Genomic DNA, 16,569 nt, shown 5'->3' with positions numbered 1-16,569 from the left:
AAAAAATTTTTTAGCCATCAGTTCATATTTTTATAATTGCTTCCTTTTTATAGTAATATTTATGAGTTAGAACTTCATTATTAAAAGGAAGCAGATATGGAAAATCAAAATACTGTATTAAATTCAGAGGAATCTACCTTTTATTTATTTAAATTCTCTATGAGAATTCTTGCACTTGCCTATTTTTTAGGTGCCTTGTTTTTTTTCTTTATTCCAGATGGCGTTAATTATATTCTCAATTTCCTTCCTATTTTTCTGAAAATTCTACAACCATTACCTGAGAAAAACACAGATTATTTTTGGCTACCTCTGGTAGGTTCTCTTATGTTGGTGTTGACCTATATTGCCTATCAATCATCCAAAGACCCCAAAAACAAGATTTTACTGAATGTTCATATATTATCCAAATTTATCTCCTCTACAGGCTATCTTTTCCTTTTCATAACCGACAAACTTATCTTTGGATATTTAGTAGGTTGTATACTGGATTTTGCTATTTGTGTTTTTGTCTTTTATTTAAAAATAAAAACCCAGAAACTAAAAAACTCATAGCAACATCATCATGAGATTTCCATATCAAATAACGAATACACCTTTTTTACTTCCTCATTTCAGTGGTAATGCTTACGAAGTTTGGTACTGGAAATTGAACCCCATGGACCAACCCTGGTCACTTTGGTTCCGTTTTACATTACTAAAAAATGCTTCAAAAAAGGTAGCAGAAATATGGGGAATTTTTTCAAAAAAAGAAATTCAGAAAGATAATTCAAAAGCATTAAATATCGCAATAAAGGAAACATTTCCCATAGAAGAATGTCATTATTGTTCATCAGATAATACCCTTACTTTACATGAGAATTTTCTAAATTTTAGTTCCTGTCATGGACAAATGAAGGGAAAAGAGAAACAACTTATCTGGGACTTAAATCTCATGCCCATAGAACCCCAGGAATCATATAATTTCATTCCCTTTCTACTATGGAAAACAGGGATTGTAAAAAACTATGCAGTTACAATTCAAGAAAAAATGTTATTTAACGGATTGATTCGAGCAAACAATGAAATTATACAGGTGGATAATGCTTTAGGAATGCAAGGACATCTTGCCGGGTTAAAGCAAGGACATTCATGGGCATGGTCTCATAGCTGTATTTTCTTTGATGAGGACAATGGAGAACCTATCCCTATAATCATTGACATTTTAACTGCCCGTGCCCGTATTGGAGGAAAAATAATCACTCCGTCACTTACAACATTGTTCTTACATTATGAAAGGAAATCTTATAAATTGAATTCTGTGCGTCATATTCCAAAAAATAAATCGAAATATGTCCCATTGTTCTGGGAATTTAGCACATCTACAGATAATATTCATTTGCATGCAACTATTGAAGCAGACATATCAACGATTGTTGGAGTACGATATGAAGACACGGACTGTAGTGAATTATATTGTTACAACACCAAAATGGCAACTATGAAACTAATAATTTACGATAAAGAATTAAATAAAAAACGAACATTTATTAGTCCTAATAAATGTGCCTTTGAATGGGTTCAACGAGAACTCTGGGAAAAAGTTCCTATTTCAATTTAATAAAGAAGTTTTACCCGTATGGAATTATTTATTAAAAAAAATAGCTATGCCATCTTAACCACATTATTTAATGATGATTCTTACTGGATTGAAAATGTTTCAATGGATGAATTCTGGATAGAATTCAAAAAGACATTAGATTCTTTACCAACAATAAATCGATTAGGTTTGATATTTGCCCTTATTTTGATTTCCATTATTCCTCCTCCTTATTCATTTTTTTCTCTCATGTGTAATTCAAATCTTACTTTAAGAAAGAAATGGCTAAACTCTTGGGAACAGTCCAAATGGTTATGGAAAAAATCATTGTTTTTAGGAATACGGATTTTAATGATTGGAAGTGCCCTTCAACTTCCTCAAACCATGATACATACCAATTATCATGAATTTTTATCTGAACGAAAAAATTATTCTTGTTTAAAGGTAAGACAGACAACTGATGAATGAATATTTATTGGAAATTTATAATCGTCCTAATGTGGTTAATTTAGCCACAAACGAAAACACAAATTTAATCAATTCCATTTTTGACTTTATTGTTATCGGTAGTGGTGCTGGGGGTTCAGTCCTTTCAAAAGAACTGGCAGAACAAGGGGCCAAAGTAGCACTCCTTGAAGAAGGTGCACTTCCCTTTCCGTGGGAAACATCAGCATTTCGTTCTTTACTCAAACTTTATCGTGATAATGGATTTACAGGTACTATTGGAAAACCCATGATACCTATTCCCTTAGGTCGTTGTGTTGGGGGAACTACAGTCATTAATTCCGGAACCTGTTTTCGTGTTCCACAAAAGGTTTTAAATTTATGGGAGTCAGAATTTGGTCTGATAGGAATAAATAATGAAAATTTACAGGACTGCTTTTCAAAGGTAGAGAGAGAAATACATGTTGAAGACGCAGATTGGAATGTAATGAATAAATCCAGTGACTTCATACGAAAGATATTTACACAGAAGAACCTGCCCTGTCTTCCTTTACGACGGAATACACACAACTGCCAGGGATGTGGAATGTGTTGCTATGGCTGCACCTCAGGTGCAAAAAAAAGCATGGAAATTTCCTATATCCCTAAAGCCATACAGGCGGGGTTATTTTTGTTCTATAATGCACGGGCAAAACGCATACTCTTATCTGATGGGAAAACAGCCAAAGGCGTTCTGATTGATGTAGTTCATCCAACGACACACAAAGTAATAAATAAAGTTGAGATAAAAGGGGAAAAAATAATAGTCGCATGTGGAACAATGTTATCTCCTCTATTATTAAAAAGAAGTGGTATTGCCATTGATAATCCTAACTTAGGGGCACATTTAACGATACACCCTGCAAGTAAAATATCCATCGAACTTGAGGATAACATTTCTTCATGGGTAGGAATACCTCAGGGCTGTTATAGCACAGCCCTTGAAGACGAAGGGATTATTTTCGAAGGAGTAGCAATGCCCCCCGATTTAGGACCTTCTGCTGTTCCTTTCTCAGGAAATGAATTAATTCATTACTGGAAAAACTACAAGAATATCGCAACTTTCGGTTTCATGATTAAAGATAGTAACGAAGGTTCACTAAAATTTAATATAAAAAATCAACCTATTTATTCATACCAATTAACAAAAACAGATGCTCAAAAACTAAAAAAAGCCATAACTTTCCTTGCGGAACTGGCTCTGGATGAAAATCCTATTCAAATTTTTGCGATGGTAACAAAACAGCCCAATATAATAAAAAGTAAAGATGATTTAAATATATTTACAAAACAAGAACATGTCCCATCGGATTTTGAGTGTATGGCATTTCATCCTTTAGGAACCTGCCGATTAGCTGATTCGCCTGAAAAAGGGGTTTGTGATTCTAATCATCGGGTATTTGGCACAAAAAATATTTTTGTATGTGATGGCAGTTCTATTCCCACATCACTTGGCGTAAACCCTCAATTAACAATTATGGCGTTAGCCACTCGGTTAGCCCATATACTTAAAAACCTTTGAGTATCAGCAAATATTCTTCTATTAGTTCTGATGAAGTGTAAAGGAATCAATCCAGATACTTACATTATTAAGAGTACAGGGGTCAATTCGAATTGCTTTAATTCTTCCGTTCCAATTAGGACAGTCTCGCAAATTAAAGGTATAGGTATAATAACCCCCATCCGCACGAATAGGTATCGAAATAGAATTTTCCTCATTGAATTGTGTCCCTTTTGCTGACCAATATAACTGGGTTTTGTTTTCTATCGGCGTTGGACTATCCACACGCAATCGTAAAGTGGCTCTTGGAAATTGACTTGCATTAAGACCTTTCATCCCAAAGTAAAAGAAATAGAGAGATGGGTCTTCTGTGCTTGTTCTACCTGTAAGACTGCCTTCATCCACTTTTATATCTTTCATGCCACTGAATACTTTCCATCCAGATAAAGATTCATGGAAATCCCACGAGGTCTCGAATGCAGGAATAGGAAAATCATACGGTCCTAATCCTACATCTTCAGGAGTAAGATTAACAGGCAAAGGTTCTGTGTTGGATGAGGCAAAAACATTGCGTATGGCTTCATACATTGTAAAGCCAAACTCTGTATTGGGTTCTATATAACTTCCCTCTCCCCATTCGTTCAATGGTCCTAAAACAATCATCGGCGTATTCTTTTCTTCTACAAAATCACGAGCAGAAAGTAACATGGTGTTAAACAATTCTGGAGTTCTTCCCTCAATGACTAATGATTTAGACCCATGCCAGGGACGCGAATCCCAACCTGTTTCCACAAGGGGATAATAGGTCATACCCTCACATAGACTATGTTTTTCCCTCCAGATAGAGGGGAGCACAGAAACCACATCTTCATATTTCGCACGGTTAGGTATTGGACTCATGTAAACGGCTCTATTAAATTCGTGATAATTGGTAAAACTTGAATAGCCCTCATTTTTTAATATTTGCAATTCACTGGCAGACTGATTATTGTTTATCGCCATAAATTCAATGCCTTCATAGCCTGCTTCTTTTGCCCATTGCTGGGATTTCTCTAACAACGCCTTTACCGCCTCCAAACTACCCAAATCATGACGTATATTTTCAGGAGACCAGATACATATAAGCGGTTTATTATTAATCCTATAATAAGATGGTAAATTAAAATAATTATCAATCCATTCTCTATTGACTTTTTCCCAATCTTCGACAGAATGAGTATTGGGTGGGTTATGATTTGCCCACATAATGGCTACTTTTAAATAGTCTCTATACCTTGCTTTGCGATAGGCTTCAAACCAATGTTTTAGCGATTCTTTCCCGGCAACCCAATACCAATCGACAAGAAAACACTTTATGCCATTCTCTACAGCCCATTTTATTTGCCAATCCACACATTCCGGGTTTCCCTCATCATAATATCCCAAAATAGGTTTTCTTATCGGAGCTGTTGTTAAGATACAATCCCATTTCTCTGCAGTATCCCAACCCGGGAAATAAAACGCACAGATATCTACCTTGGTTTTAATGGGCTTTGGTTCAGGAACATATTCTGCCGATATTTTTTTAATTTCAGGCAATACTTGCAATTCTCCTGTATTGATAGTTAAGGCAGTCTCTTTCAACAAAGGTATAATCTCTATAGGATAGATACCTGATTTTTCCGGAGTAACTGACCAGTAAATATCCATGAAATCATCATACTCGATTTCATACGGGGGCTTTGGAACAGGACCTTTTTCTATATTCAACGAACCCGGATGTTTAAATTTTAAATTATCAACATGTGCAATACCACCTCCCTGATTAGAAAGTCGTAATAAAATAGGAACTTCTCTTTTTGCTCGTATACCACCTTGAACAGCACCAAAATAGGATACGATAAGTTCAGGTTTTTCTATTGGTTCTTCCCCTATAGATAAGGAAAATATCTTTACTTTTGAATAGTCCGGAATACGAAAACCCAAAGCAAGAATGGGTCCTTTCCATGCAGGATATTGAAGCATATCAATAACACTAACATGGGTTTTTTCATCTGTAATCAATGGTAGAGAAATAGTTTGAGGTCCTGACACATCCTGTCCTGCCCAGATTAAATCTATTGAGTTAGCACTTTTGCTTGCAGAATATTCAATTGAAAGATATTTTTTCTTTCCTATGGGTAAAGATATAGGTTTAAAAAAATAATAAGGACTATTTTCAGAATCAATTCTCCACGAGGATATATCCCCTTCGGGAAATTGCCATTCATAAACATCAGTAACAGGTGCTTCACCTTTATCCCATGTTTTTACTGAAATTTTCTCTAATTCGAATTCCAATGCATCACATAAATCAAATCTCATTTTAATAATTTTCCCTTCCTTATGCCAGAATGGAAAAACATAAATATCCTGCCAATCATTCTTTTCATCAAAATTAAAAGTGATGGATTTATCCCCCGATAGTCCTCCATATTGTCCTTCATTTGTCCCAGACCAAAATATTTGTCCCATACCTCCATGATTTGTCTTAATACGAATATGTATGTATTGATAAGGAGTTGGGATAAAATCAATACCTTCACATAAAAGATATGGGTCGGTACCTTGGGTTCTACCATATAATTTACCGTTCTCAATCTTTACATCCTGCACCTGCGCATTAGGTATCCATTTTTTTATAATATCCGGGTTATCAAATGTCCATTCGGGAAGTTGGAAACTTAAAAAGGCCATTAATACAGATGTAAATAACATACAGTTCTCCACTTTAAAATTGAAGGGGTTCTGTAATCAGAATAAAAAATTGAAAGAATTATAACACAAAAGAATATACCCGCCGAAATTATGAAATTTCGGCGGGCATAAATTATTGATAGTTTTATTTTAGTTCAGTCCACCACAATAACCATCTTCTTGTCCCGGACACAATCTATAACCACCCATGTTAAAGAACTGTATTAATCTCAGCAATTCTGTAAGACTAATACGCCAATCTTGAGGATTGTAATCGCTGGTATGTGGTAAGCAATTCTGTAAAGATTCCATCTTTCCAGGAGCATAGCCATCTTCAGAAGAACTATCACAATGATAACCAAACGAGTTGAACAACTGAATGACACGAAGTAATTCTGTTAATTCAAACCTCCAGTTAGAGTTTCTATCAGCGGAATGAGTTCCGTGAGGAATTTCTCCTTCCTGCGTTCCTTCGGGAGTGCCTTCTATAACACCTTCTGGTTGCCCTTCAAGAACTCCTTCCGGTGTCCCTTCTGGAGTGCCTTCTACAACGCCTTCTGGTTGCCCCTCTGGAACCCCTTCCGGTGTGCCTTCGGGAGTGCCTTCTACAACGCCTTCTGGTTGCCCTTCAAGGACTCCTTCTGGCGTGCCTTCTACTACTCCTTCCGGCTGACCTTCGGGTACTCCTTCGGGTGTGCCTTCTACTACTCCTTCCGGCTGACCTTCGGGTACTCCCTCTGGTGTGCCTTCTACTACTCCTTCCGGCTGACCTTCGGGTACTCCTTCTGGGGTGCCCTCTGCAATACCTTCCCCTTCAGATGAAGGTAAGAAATCTGAGCAATCAAGAACGCCATTATCATTCTTATCTGCAATATCAAATTGTTCCTGTGTAATCTTCGAACTTAAAGCACGCACTTCGGTCAGAGTTAATTCATTATCTCCATTTGAATCAAGTTTGGGCAGTAAATTAAATATAGAACTTACTGTCGTAAATTCTTCAAAAGTTAATTGATTATCTTTATTTTTATCAACAAGATACCAAACAGCGGCAATTGCCAAATCACTCCAACCTGTTAATGCTTTGAATTCACTCTTTGACAACAAACCATCACCATTGGTATCTCCAAATAGAAGCATAATTAAGAAATAATGTTCAATATCATCAATATCACAGGTAGGAGGTTCACCTTCCACCACACCTTCGGGTGTGCCTTCGGGTATACCTTCGGGAGTTCCTTCCGGTGTGCCTTCGGGTGTTCCCTCTGGTGTTCCTTCAGGGGTGCCTTCGGGTGTACCTTCAGGTATACCTTCGGGGGTTCCTTCCGGGGTGCCTTCGGGGGTACCCTCTGGTATCCCTTCTGGAATGCCTTCTACCACACCTTCTCCTTCTGGTATTACAAAGTCATCACAATCAAGAACACCATTTTGATTTAAATCTACGGCATTTAATTGATCAATTGTTATATTGGCATTTAAGTTTTGCAGTTCTACAAGTGTAAGGGCACCATCGTTATTTCCATCTAATCCTGGCAATAAGTTATATAACCACTCTACTTTAGAAAACTCATCCAGAGACAACTGATTATCTCCATTTGTATCAACAGCACCCCATAATAATAAAACATTATCACTCCAACCTGTAATGGCTTTTAGTTCTTCCTTGGATAATAGCCCATTACCATCTGTATCACCGAACATAATCAGGATATAATAGTAATGCGTGATATCATCAATATCACAGGGCGGTTCCCCTTCATAAGTTCCTGGACAAACTGGACAACCACCACCATTCAAGGTCTGATTAATATCCAGTGCAGCAAGTATAAAAGTATCTATATTATCAGGAGCAGATACATAGGCTTTATACTCACCCACATTACATACTTCATCAAAATCCGGGTCACCAGCAGACGCAAGATACTGCCCTACAGTTAAGTCATATCCGCTTAATGTAAAAGTGCCCCAAAACATTAATGTATCAATCACATTGACAATAGCATTAATAAATGATTCTTCACCTGTGGTAAGAACTCCAGCAACGACATTAATAAATGTTGTGTCCGTGAAAATGGTACTTAATAATGGAATCGAGTCCCATTTACTTTGAGCCACAACACGATTATTCATGTATGCATTTTTAACACAACAAAAAATAGGTAATTCTGGATGTGCAAGGATATAATCTAATAACCTGGCTTGTGCTACATCATACATCCCATTACCATCTATATCTGCTGTATCGGGATTTACGCCAAGGAAAGAAGCAATTCCGTATAGATTACGCAGTGCAGATTCAAATCCCGACTTTACTACGGTTTGATTACATGTATCCCAACACCATTCAGCATAACAGGATTCGGGATGTGGACCCATGATATCTATGCAATCAAGATAGCCATTCTGATCAATATCATGGTTATTAAACTGGTCTTGCGTTATCTTTGAACTTAATTGTCTTATCTCCGTTAATGTAACTTGGTTATTTCCATCCGAATCGAGATTTGCAGGTAAAAGTCCCCCTAAACGATTACTGGCAACAAATTCATCAAAAGACATAAATCCATCGCCATCTTTATCAATTAACCCCCACCCTAAATCTAAAAGGAATCCTGTAACAAAGGCTTTCAATTCATTCTTGGTTAATTTATCATCACCGTTCGTATCACCGAACATTACGAGCAACGCAAAATAATTTTCATTAGAACGCATATCACAAGGAGGTGGTCCTCCTCCTTCGCCTTCACCTTCCACAGTTCCTTCAGTCCCACAAGCAGGGCAGCCACCAAAATAATCTGTAATACTTGCATGGGTAGCAGCATTTACAAATGCATCAAAGTCAGTAGGCACATTCAAAACCCACGCTTTGTATTCACCAATATTACAAACACCGTCTAAATCTGCATCACCTTTAGCATTAAGATAAACGATATTTGAACCATCTAATTCCAACAAGGATAGGTCGGGCAAATTAGGAATAATCCATTTTAACGCATTTAAAACTGTATTTATAATTTCTTCATTTCCCATAGTTGCCAGCGCTGCAAAGAAGGTTTTCATACCTTCAAGGTCTGGTGGTGTTCCTAAATAGGAAGGCCAGCCAGCTTGTATAGCGAGTGCTAAAGCTTCTACTTTTAACCGATTATTTGCATAAGCCCAGTAGATACAATTACGAGTAGGTATTCCGCCAATTAATGAAAAACTTCCCATGATTGTATCAAATAAACGAGCCTGAGCTGTATCCTTCATCCCATCAAAATCTAAATCAAGATTATCGGGATTTCCACCAATTAATGGAATTTTTGCATATAATTCCCGCATGGAATTCTCAAAACTTTCTGTATACACAGGCCCTGGTATTAAATTATTACAATCAGGAATATTGCAATAATCTACACTTGCTTCTGTCTGTGCAATAGATGGGAAAGAAAAAACAAAACATACACCTATAATTAACAATAAAGTTCCCAAGTATATTTTGTTTTCATTAATTTTCATGTTCATTGTTTAACTCCTTATTATTTTTATAGTTAATTATACCACAAAAGTTTAGCTTATATGAAAAAATCTTAATAATAGGTGGGAAAATTTAACATAGAAGGGGTAAGAAAGGTATTTTTGAAAAAATCTTTATTTTTACATTTTTTGATAAGACATTATATCGCTTTGTGATATTTTCTTCTTTATTATGACAAAAATTTGCCTCTATTAAATTACTATGATTATTTAAATTTTTTAAGGGAAGCAAAGTTTTTTCTGTTCTTAACACCGAACTATACAAAACAAGATTTTTTAATGTTCTTGATGTGGGGATTTTTGTTTTTTCATTTTTAATTTTTTGAACAATCAGACATAAATCACGAACATCAATTGTGGAATCCCCATTTATATCTTTCACTTCTGTAATAATTGAGGAGTCCGCCTGATTTAATACAGAAGTCAAAACACTTTGCCATAATGCCACATTTAAATTTTGAAATGTGCCCATCATTGTTATGGGATATAAAAATATCCCAATAATTGTAAAAATACAAATAAACTTCTTCATTTCATAACTCCTCAACACGAATATTATACCATAAAAATTGCAAAAATAAATATCAAATTTGTAGTTTTTTTTGTTAAAATATTTTAGGTGTTATTTTATTATATTTTTTAAGATGTATTTTCAATTATGGGATTTGGAGAATGAAGTTAGAAGCAAGGCAATTTTTACAACAAAGGCAGGAATTACAGTTATCATTATTCCAGCAACAATCACTACAAATATTACAAATGCCCTCAATCGAATTAGAACAATATATTATACAAGAGGCGGAAAATAATCCCTATCTGGAAATAGAATTTAAAGATAACGAAAAAGAACCAATCCCTGCTTTTGGGGATCCCGATTTATCCTCAACTGATACAATAGCCCATGAAGATATTTCTTCTAATGATATTATCCAGCATGAAAATACCGAGATAGACTCTGTTGAACAATCCGAAGATATAACAGAAGATAATGAGGAAACATTTGAACTGTTGGAAGAATATTATGATAGAACAAAAAATTTAAAAGATTTAAGTCTTAATACAGATGAATCGGAATGGTTGGAAGAACAATTTGAAAACATAAGAAGTCGTGAAACCCTTAAAAATCATTTGATAAAACAATTACAAATTGAAATTAATGACCCTCAGGAAGTTCAGATAGGTGAAAGTATCATAGCAAGTATTGATTCTCGTGGTTATTTTGTTGGAAATATGGAAGAGATATCTAAAGAATTTGGTGTAGAAATTGAAACAGTCGAAAAGGTTCTGAAAAAAATACAGAGGTTTGACCCATCCGGGGTAGGAGCAAGAAATGCAAAAGAATGTTTATTAATCCAGATTGAACAACAATATCCCGATAATACACTCCTGAAAAGATTAATAGAAGAGTATTTCGATGAACTTACCCATAGACAAATTCCAAAAATTGCCCGAGGATTAAAAATTGAGCCCTGCAAAGTAGAAGAATTAATTAACTTGTTAAAAACCTTAAATCTGTTTCCCGGACATTTGTTTCCTGATGAACCAAACAATATCAGACCTGATGTAATTGTCAAATTTAATGAAGATGACGAACTTGAAATTGAGATATATGATAAATATCTCCCCGAAATAAAATACATTGAACCTATAAAAAAAGAACAAATAAAGACACTACCTAAAGAAGAGAAGGAACAAATAAAGAAATATAAAGAATCTGCAATTCGATTGATAAAATGCCTTGAACTAAGAAACAGCACTTTATATAAGGTTGCAAAAGAGATAGCCATCTTACAGGAAGAATTTATGCGTAAAGGGGTTGAGTACTTAAAACCCTTAACTTACAAAACTATTGCTGACCGAATTAATATACATGAATCTACTATCTCCCGATGCATTGCAGGGAAATATATGTCCACACCTCAGGGAATCTTTGAATTCCGTTATTTCTTCTCTGGGGGTATTAAAACAAATGAAGGTGAAAACGAAAAATCATCACGCACAGTCCAATCCATAATTAAAAGAATTATAGATGAAGAAGATAAAACAAAACCTTTAAGCGACCAGCAAATCGCTGAACTAATCCAACAAAAAGAAGGGATAAAAATCGCTCGTAGAACTATCTCAAAATATCGAGAGGAAATGAAAATCCCTAATGCTTTTGAACGAAAAGTCTACACAAAGTAAATTCTAAATTCATAATTTCCTTTTAGCTTATTCAGATAGTTTGGACATTTTTTTATCTATATTCTTGGTAAACTTGTCGAAGTAAATTTTCATTCCCATCTTTTATTGGGATAATGGTATATTGATACTCGTATTTTTTAGGTTTGATTTGATATTCTTCATGAGGTAAAGCACCCCAACTATCATCTCCACCTACACCCATCTGCAAGTAATCTATATTCAATGTCCAAGTATTTCTTTCGGGAAGTTCGTAATCGTGTAATGTTGTTTCAATATCTTCCATAGAACAATGCCACAAACTAAACGCCAGAGACTGACTACCTACAATAATTACTCCATTTTTATCCTCATCTAATAAAGAAAACCAGCGGACATCCATCCTATTCCCATTTTCCTGAGGCCGCACATAGTGATGGAACAAATCTTTTATCATAAGAGAGTGTTCCCGTATTTGGGCACCTGTTTTACGGTCGCAGTAAGTCTCATGCGGTCCTCGACCATACCATAATACCGAGGATAGTTCTTTGGATACATAGGTTTGCATACCAATCCTCGGAATCTCCGGTAAATCGGGACTACCGGGATTGAATTCATAATTTACCTGTATCTCTCCCTTCTCATTAATGATATACTGCAATATCACCTGAGATTTTGTCTCGGGTAGTTCATAACCAAAACGAATTTCTACCTGGTAATCGTCCTGTTTTTTTATATTACGAAAAGTCAGATTTCGCATATAGGTATCTTTCTTCCAGCATTCCAACCTCCATGGCATATTATTACCGCGGTCATTATCTGTGGGAGGTCTCCAGAAATTAGGGATAAGAGAACCTTTAATAATAGTTTTCCCGAATGCTGAATATGAATTTAAAATTCCCTCTTTCCAATCAAATATCACCTCAAAATTACTATTCTTTACCGTCAAAAGGTCCTCTTTTTTTATTATCTGTATAGGATTGGATTTATCCTGATTTTTCTCCTTCACATTTTCCTTTTGATTAACTTGTTTATTAGTGGGTAAACAGAATTGCTCCCATGCTAAAACATACCCAGCATCAGCCCATAGAGTAGACTCATTTAATCGGAATTCAATTGTTAAGAAATATTCACTATCTGGAATCCATTCTATATCTTGAATAGGAATTGTAACTTCGCATTCCGACTGTGGAGCCACAGATAATAACGGAAGTTTCCCATTTAAGATAGACACCCCATCTCTTTCAACGAACCAATGTATATCAAATTTATCTAAATTCAGAAAAGCGTATTGATTTATAATTTTTACGACACCTCGATGTAAATCTACAGGCTTTACCTTAATGTATTGATATACTTTTTTAACTTCATACAGTCCTGGATTCGGTTTACGGTCCGGCTGAGTTATACCATTACAACAAAAATTTCCATCATTCGGTTTATCTCCAAAATCTCCCCCATAAGCCCAGAAAAATTTCTTCCCTGTTTTTTGGGCATCTTCCTCAGACAACGGTTTTTTTATTCCCTGGTCCGAAAAATCCCAGATACAACCTCCAATGAGAGATTTATGGGCTTCTATTACATCCCAGTAATCCTGCAAATTACCCGTACTATTTCCCATCGAATGGGCATATTCACACAGGAAAAACGGCTTATTCGGATAATGAGCAACAAACTTCAGCATATCCCAAAGAGGAGTATACATTTCACTGTGCACATCAGCGATTTCATTCATCCTCTCATAATGGATAGGACGCGATATATCCAATTCCCTTACTTTCTTTGCACAGGCTTCAAAATTACAACCACTTCCTGCCTCATTTCCTAAGGACCAGAAAATAATACAGGGATGGTTTCTATCCCTTTTGACCATAGCCTCAATTCGTGCTACATGGGCTTTTTCCCATTCAGGTTTGTTACCTAATGTTCTATCCAATTCATATCCCATCCCGTGTGATTCAATATTTGCTTCATCAATAATGTATATCCCCCATTCATCACAAAGGTCATACCAAATAGGCTGGTCGGGATAATGACAGGTGCGAACAGTATTGATGTTATTTCGTTTCAATATCTTTAAATCTTCAATCATTTGTTCCCGTGACAAAACATGGAGAGACTCTGCACATATCTCATGGCGATTCACCCCCTTTAATTTAACTTGCTTACCATTTATATAAAGAGATCCATCCTGTAATTTTACTTCACGAATCCCTATTTTCTGAGGGTAAACATCTATATTCTTACCTTCTTCCAACAAATGGATATATGTCTGATATAAATACGGAGTTTCTGCACTCCACAAATTGGGATTTATAATCTCAATGCGATATTTAAGATGGATATAACACTCATCCTTATTTATATTTTCAACACTTCTTTCTACCTGTTGAAAATACATTTCATTCCCTATCAAGTCTTTTATCTTTATTAAACAATCAACATTTTTTTCTTTGGTTTTAGAGGATACAACCTTTAAATTACATTCCACTATGGCTTGCTTATAATCCTCCGATAGTTTCGTTTGGAAAAAGTAATCCTCTAAATAAACATCAGGTATTGCATACAGAAATACATCGCGATAGATACCACTTACTCTCCATTTATCCTGGTCTTCTAAATAACTCCCATCGCAATAGCGAAAAACTTGAACCGCAAGCACATTCTGCTTTTCTTTCACATACGGGGTTATATCAAATTCTGCAGGGGTCATACTATCCTGACTGTAACCCACAAAATTTCCATTTAACCAAACATATACAGCACTCATTACTCCATCAAAAACCAGATGTATCTTCCTATTTTTCCATGATTGGGGAACATCAAAAGTGCGTCTATACGACGAAACTGGGTTATCATCATGAGGGATAAGAGGAGGATTTACAGGCCAGAAAGGATACTGAATATTGGTATATATGGGTTTGCCATACCCTAATAATTCAGGGTGAGATGGAACAGGAATATCAACCCAATCGGAATCATTAAAATCAACCTTATAAAAATCACGAGGACGCTGGTCTGGAACAGGAACCCAATGAAATTTCCATGTTCCTGCCAAAGAAAGGTAATAAGAAGATTTTGTTCTGTCATTTGCAGAGGCTGTTTCCTCAGAAGGAAATGGCATTAAAGTGCAGTGAGGAGAAAGTTTGTTAATCTCAATAATATCTGGACTTTCCCATTCCTCTGTTTCTGCCGAAGATGCCATTCCTATCATAATCATACAACACAACAGCAAAACAATAAACTCCATAAACATGACTCATTCCTTTACTCATTTATTTTTCTTTGGTAAGATAAATGTTAGAATGTTAAAATATGTTTCTATCACTGTGATATATTAAATGATTTGCGGTACAAATTATCAACTTATGGAGAGTCATAGGTATGATTATACAAAGTATAAATGAATGTAGTTTAAAGGGTATTTTGCTTTTTAAAATAGGAAAATTTAGCGATATACGAGGTTTCTTTACAGAACTGTATCATCGGGAAGAATTAAAAAAGGCGGGTTTTTCTGAAACATTTGTTCAGGATAATTTAAGTAAATCCCAGAAGGGTGTATTACGAGGAATGCATTATCAATTAGAACCTCATGGTATGGGCAAATTAGTTTGCTGTATCCGTGGTGGAATATATGATGTCGTCGTTGATTTGCGCACAGGTTCTCCAACTTTTGGGAAATGGGAAGGTTTCTACCTTACGGAAGAAGACCTAAGCCTTTTATGGGTACCCGTAGGTTTTGCACATGGTTTTCTCAGCCTTTATGACAATACCCATGTATTATATAAATGCACATCCTTTTACAACATGCAGGCTGAGCGTTCTGTATCTTATCGTTGTCCACGGATAGGTATTCAATGGCCTCGTGAACCTCTTATCATCTCTGAAAAAGATAAAAATGCCCCTCCTCTGGAAAAAGCAGAATATAATTTTCTATATAAAGAAGAATAAATTCGGGTATTAGAAATGTCAAAAATCTCCTCACTTTTCAGCAAATTACAGGGATTACTTTTAAGTAACTATATATATTTTCTCTATTACATAATTGTATTTGTTCTTATTATCATTACAATTACATCTGCATTATTTCCCTATCAAACTCAAGATATTTTCTATAAATATTTAGGCAAAGTATTTGCTCGGGCGCAAAGTTTGAAAATCATTATCCCTGATACCATCGAATATGACCGTAATTGTATATCATCACTTATTGAATCATTAAAACAAAAAAATAATAAAATCATTATAAAAGAAATAGATTGTGAGAAGAATTCTTCTCCTACGGATATGTTAATAAAAGGGAAAGGGGATATTGCTATTATTTCATCTATATCTGCCCTGATGCAGGGGAAAAAACTTATGGCTCTTTCTACAGCAGGTGAGAAAGGAATTTACATTATTGCTCCCAAGAATTACGGATTTGAAGAATTTCAAATGTTAGCAGGGAAAAAAATTGGATTTTTTGGGGACATACATACAGGAATTTATATAACCGAACATTTAATCAAATTTTACAATTTTGATGTGCCACCCGAATTAAATACTCAAAAGATTCATAATATAGAAAAATCTTTTTCCAGCGGTGAAATAGAAGCCGTTGTATGGGTCGAAGGAATTAACT

The 16,569-nt window shown here is 35.5% G+C and carries 11 protein-coding genes; 7 read left to right on the top strand and 4 right to left on the bottom strand.

All coding sequences use genetic code 11. The annotated features are described in order from the left end of the window. Window positions 1–96 precede the first annotated feature (96 nt). Genes PLA12_11680 through PLA12_11665 form a run of 4 tightly spaced genes read left to right on the top strand, consistent with a single transcriptional unit; the run spans window position 97 to window position 3,581 of the window. Entirely contained in the window at window positions 97–552 is a 456-nt protein-coding gene (locus PLA12_11680; GenBank protein ID HOQ33157.1) for a hypothetical protein, read from the top strand. Between the two features lie 10 nt (window positions 553–562). Then, window positions 563–1,597 carry a hypothetical protein gene (locus tag PLA12_11675; protein HOQ33156.1) on the top strand — a complete coding sequence of 345 codons (1,035 nt, stop codon included), beginning with the start codon at window positions 563–565 and terminating at the stop codon, window positions 1,595–1,597. An 18-nt stretch (window positions 1,598–1,615) separates the two neighbouring features. Continuing rightward, window positions 1,616–2,044 (top strand): hypothetical protein, encoded by a 429-nt coding sequence (locus tag PLA12_11670; protein HOQ33155.1) that lies wholly within the window; start codon window positions 1,616–1,618, stop codon window positions 2,042–2,044. After that, on the top strand, window positions 2,037–3,581 hold the full coding sequence (locus PLA12_11665) for a GMC family oxidoreductase (GenBank protein HOQ33154.1): 1,545 nt from the start codon (window positions 2,037–2,039) through the stop codon (window positions 3,579–3,581). Before PLA12_11670 ends, PLA12_11665 begins: the two co-directional genes overlap by 8 nt. Before the next feature lie 21 nt (window positions 3,582–3,602). Here PLA12_11665 and PLA12_11660 read toward each other — a convergent pair whose 3' ends face one another. The 3 genes from PLA12_11660 to PLA12_11650 all read right to left on the bottom strand — a co-directional run bounded on the left by PLA12_11660 (window position 3,603) and on the right by PLA12_11650 (window position 10,320). Beyond that, window positions 3,603–6,296 (bottom strand): glycoside hydrolase family 99-like domain-containing protein, encoded by a 2,694-nt coding sequence (locus tag PLA12_11660; protein ID HOQ33153.1) that lies wholly within the window; start codon window positions 6,294–6,296, stop codon window positions 3,603–3,605. 129 nt (window positions 6,297–6,425) lie between these two features. Beyond that, on the bottom strand, window positions 6,426–9,776 hold the full coding sequence (locus PLA12_11655; protein ID HOQ33152.1) for a hypothetical protein: 3,351 nt from the start codon (window positions 9,774–9,776) through the stop codon (window positions 6,426–6,428). 85 nt (window positions 9,777–9,861) lie between these two features. After that, the gene (locus tag PLA12_11650) at window positions 9,862–10,320 is read right to left on the bottom strand and encodes a hypothetical protein (protein HOQ33151.1); all 459 of its coding nucleotides are present in this window, start codon (window positions 10,318–10,320) and stop codon (window positions 9,862–9,864) included. Between the two features lie 140 nt (window positions 10,321–10,460). Between PLA12_11650 and rpoN the strand changes: the two genes are divergently transcribed. Continuing rightward, window positions 10,461–11,972, top strand: a complete 1,512-nt coding sequence (rpoN, locus tag PLA12_11645) for an RNA polymerase factor sigma-54 (protein HOQ33150.1) — start codon at window positions 10,461–10,463, stop codon at window positions 11,970–11,972. A gap of 52 nt (window positions 11,973–12,024) precedes the next feature. On the opposite strand, the gene PLA12_11640 is transcribed toward rpoN, so the two are convergent. Then, window positions 12,025–15,198 (bottom strand): glycoside hydrolase family 2 TIM barrel-domain containing protein, encoded by a 3,174-nt coding sequence (locus PLA12_11640; protein ID HOQ33149.1) that lies wholly within the window; start codon window positions 15,196–15,198, stop codon window positions 12,025–12,027. A gap of 134 nt (window positions 15,199–15,332) precedes the next feature. Between PLA12_11640 and rfbC the strand changes: the two genes are divergently transcribed. Then, window positions 15,333–15,899: a dTDP-4-dehydrorhamnose 3,5-epimerase gene (gene rfbC, locus PLA12_11635; protein HOQ33148.1), complete on the top strand. Its 567-nt coding sequence runs from the start codon at window positions 15,333–15,335 to the stop codon at window positions 15,897–15,899. A 15-nt stretch (window positions 15,900–15,914) separates the two neighbouring features. Further along, window positions 15,915–16,569, top strand: a 655-nt coding sequence (locus PLA12_11630; GenBank protein HOQ33147.1) for an ABC transporter substrate-binding protein, incomplete at its 3' end; no start/stop codon positions are given.

Source organism: Candidatus Hydrogenedens sp. (assembly GCA_035378955.1).
Lineage (GTDB): Bacteria > Hydrogenedentota > Hydrogenedentia > Hydrogenedentales > Hydrogenedentaceae > Hydrogenedens.
Note: the sequence above shows the minus strand (reverse complement) of the source record. Positions and strands in the feature narration are given on the sequence as shown.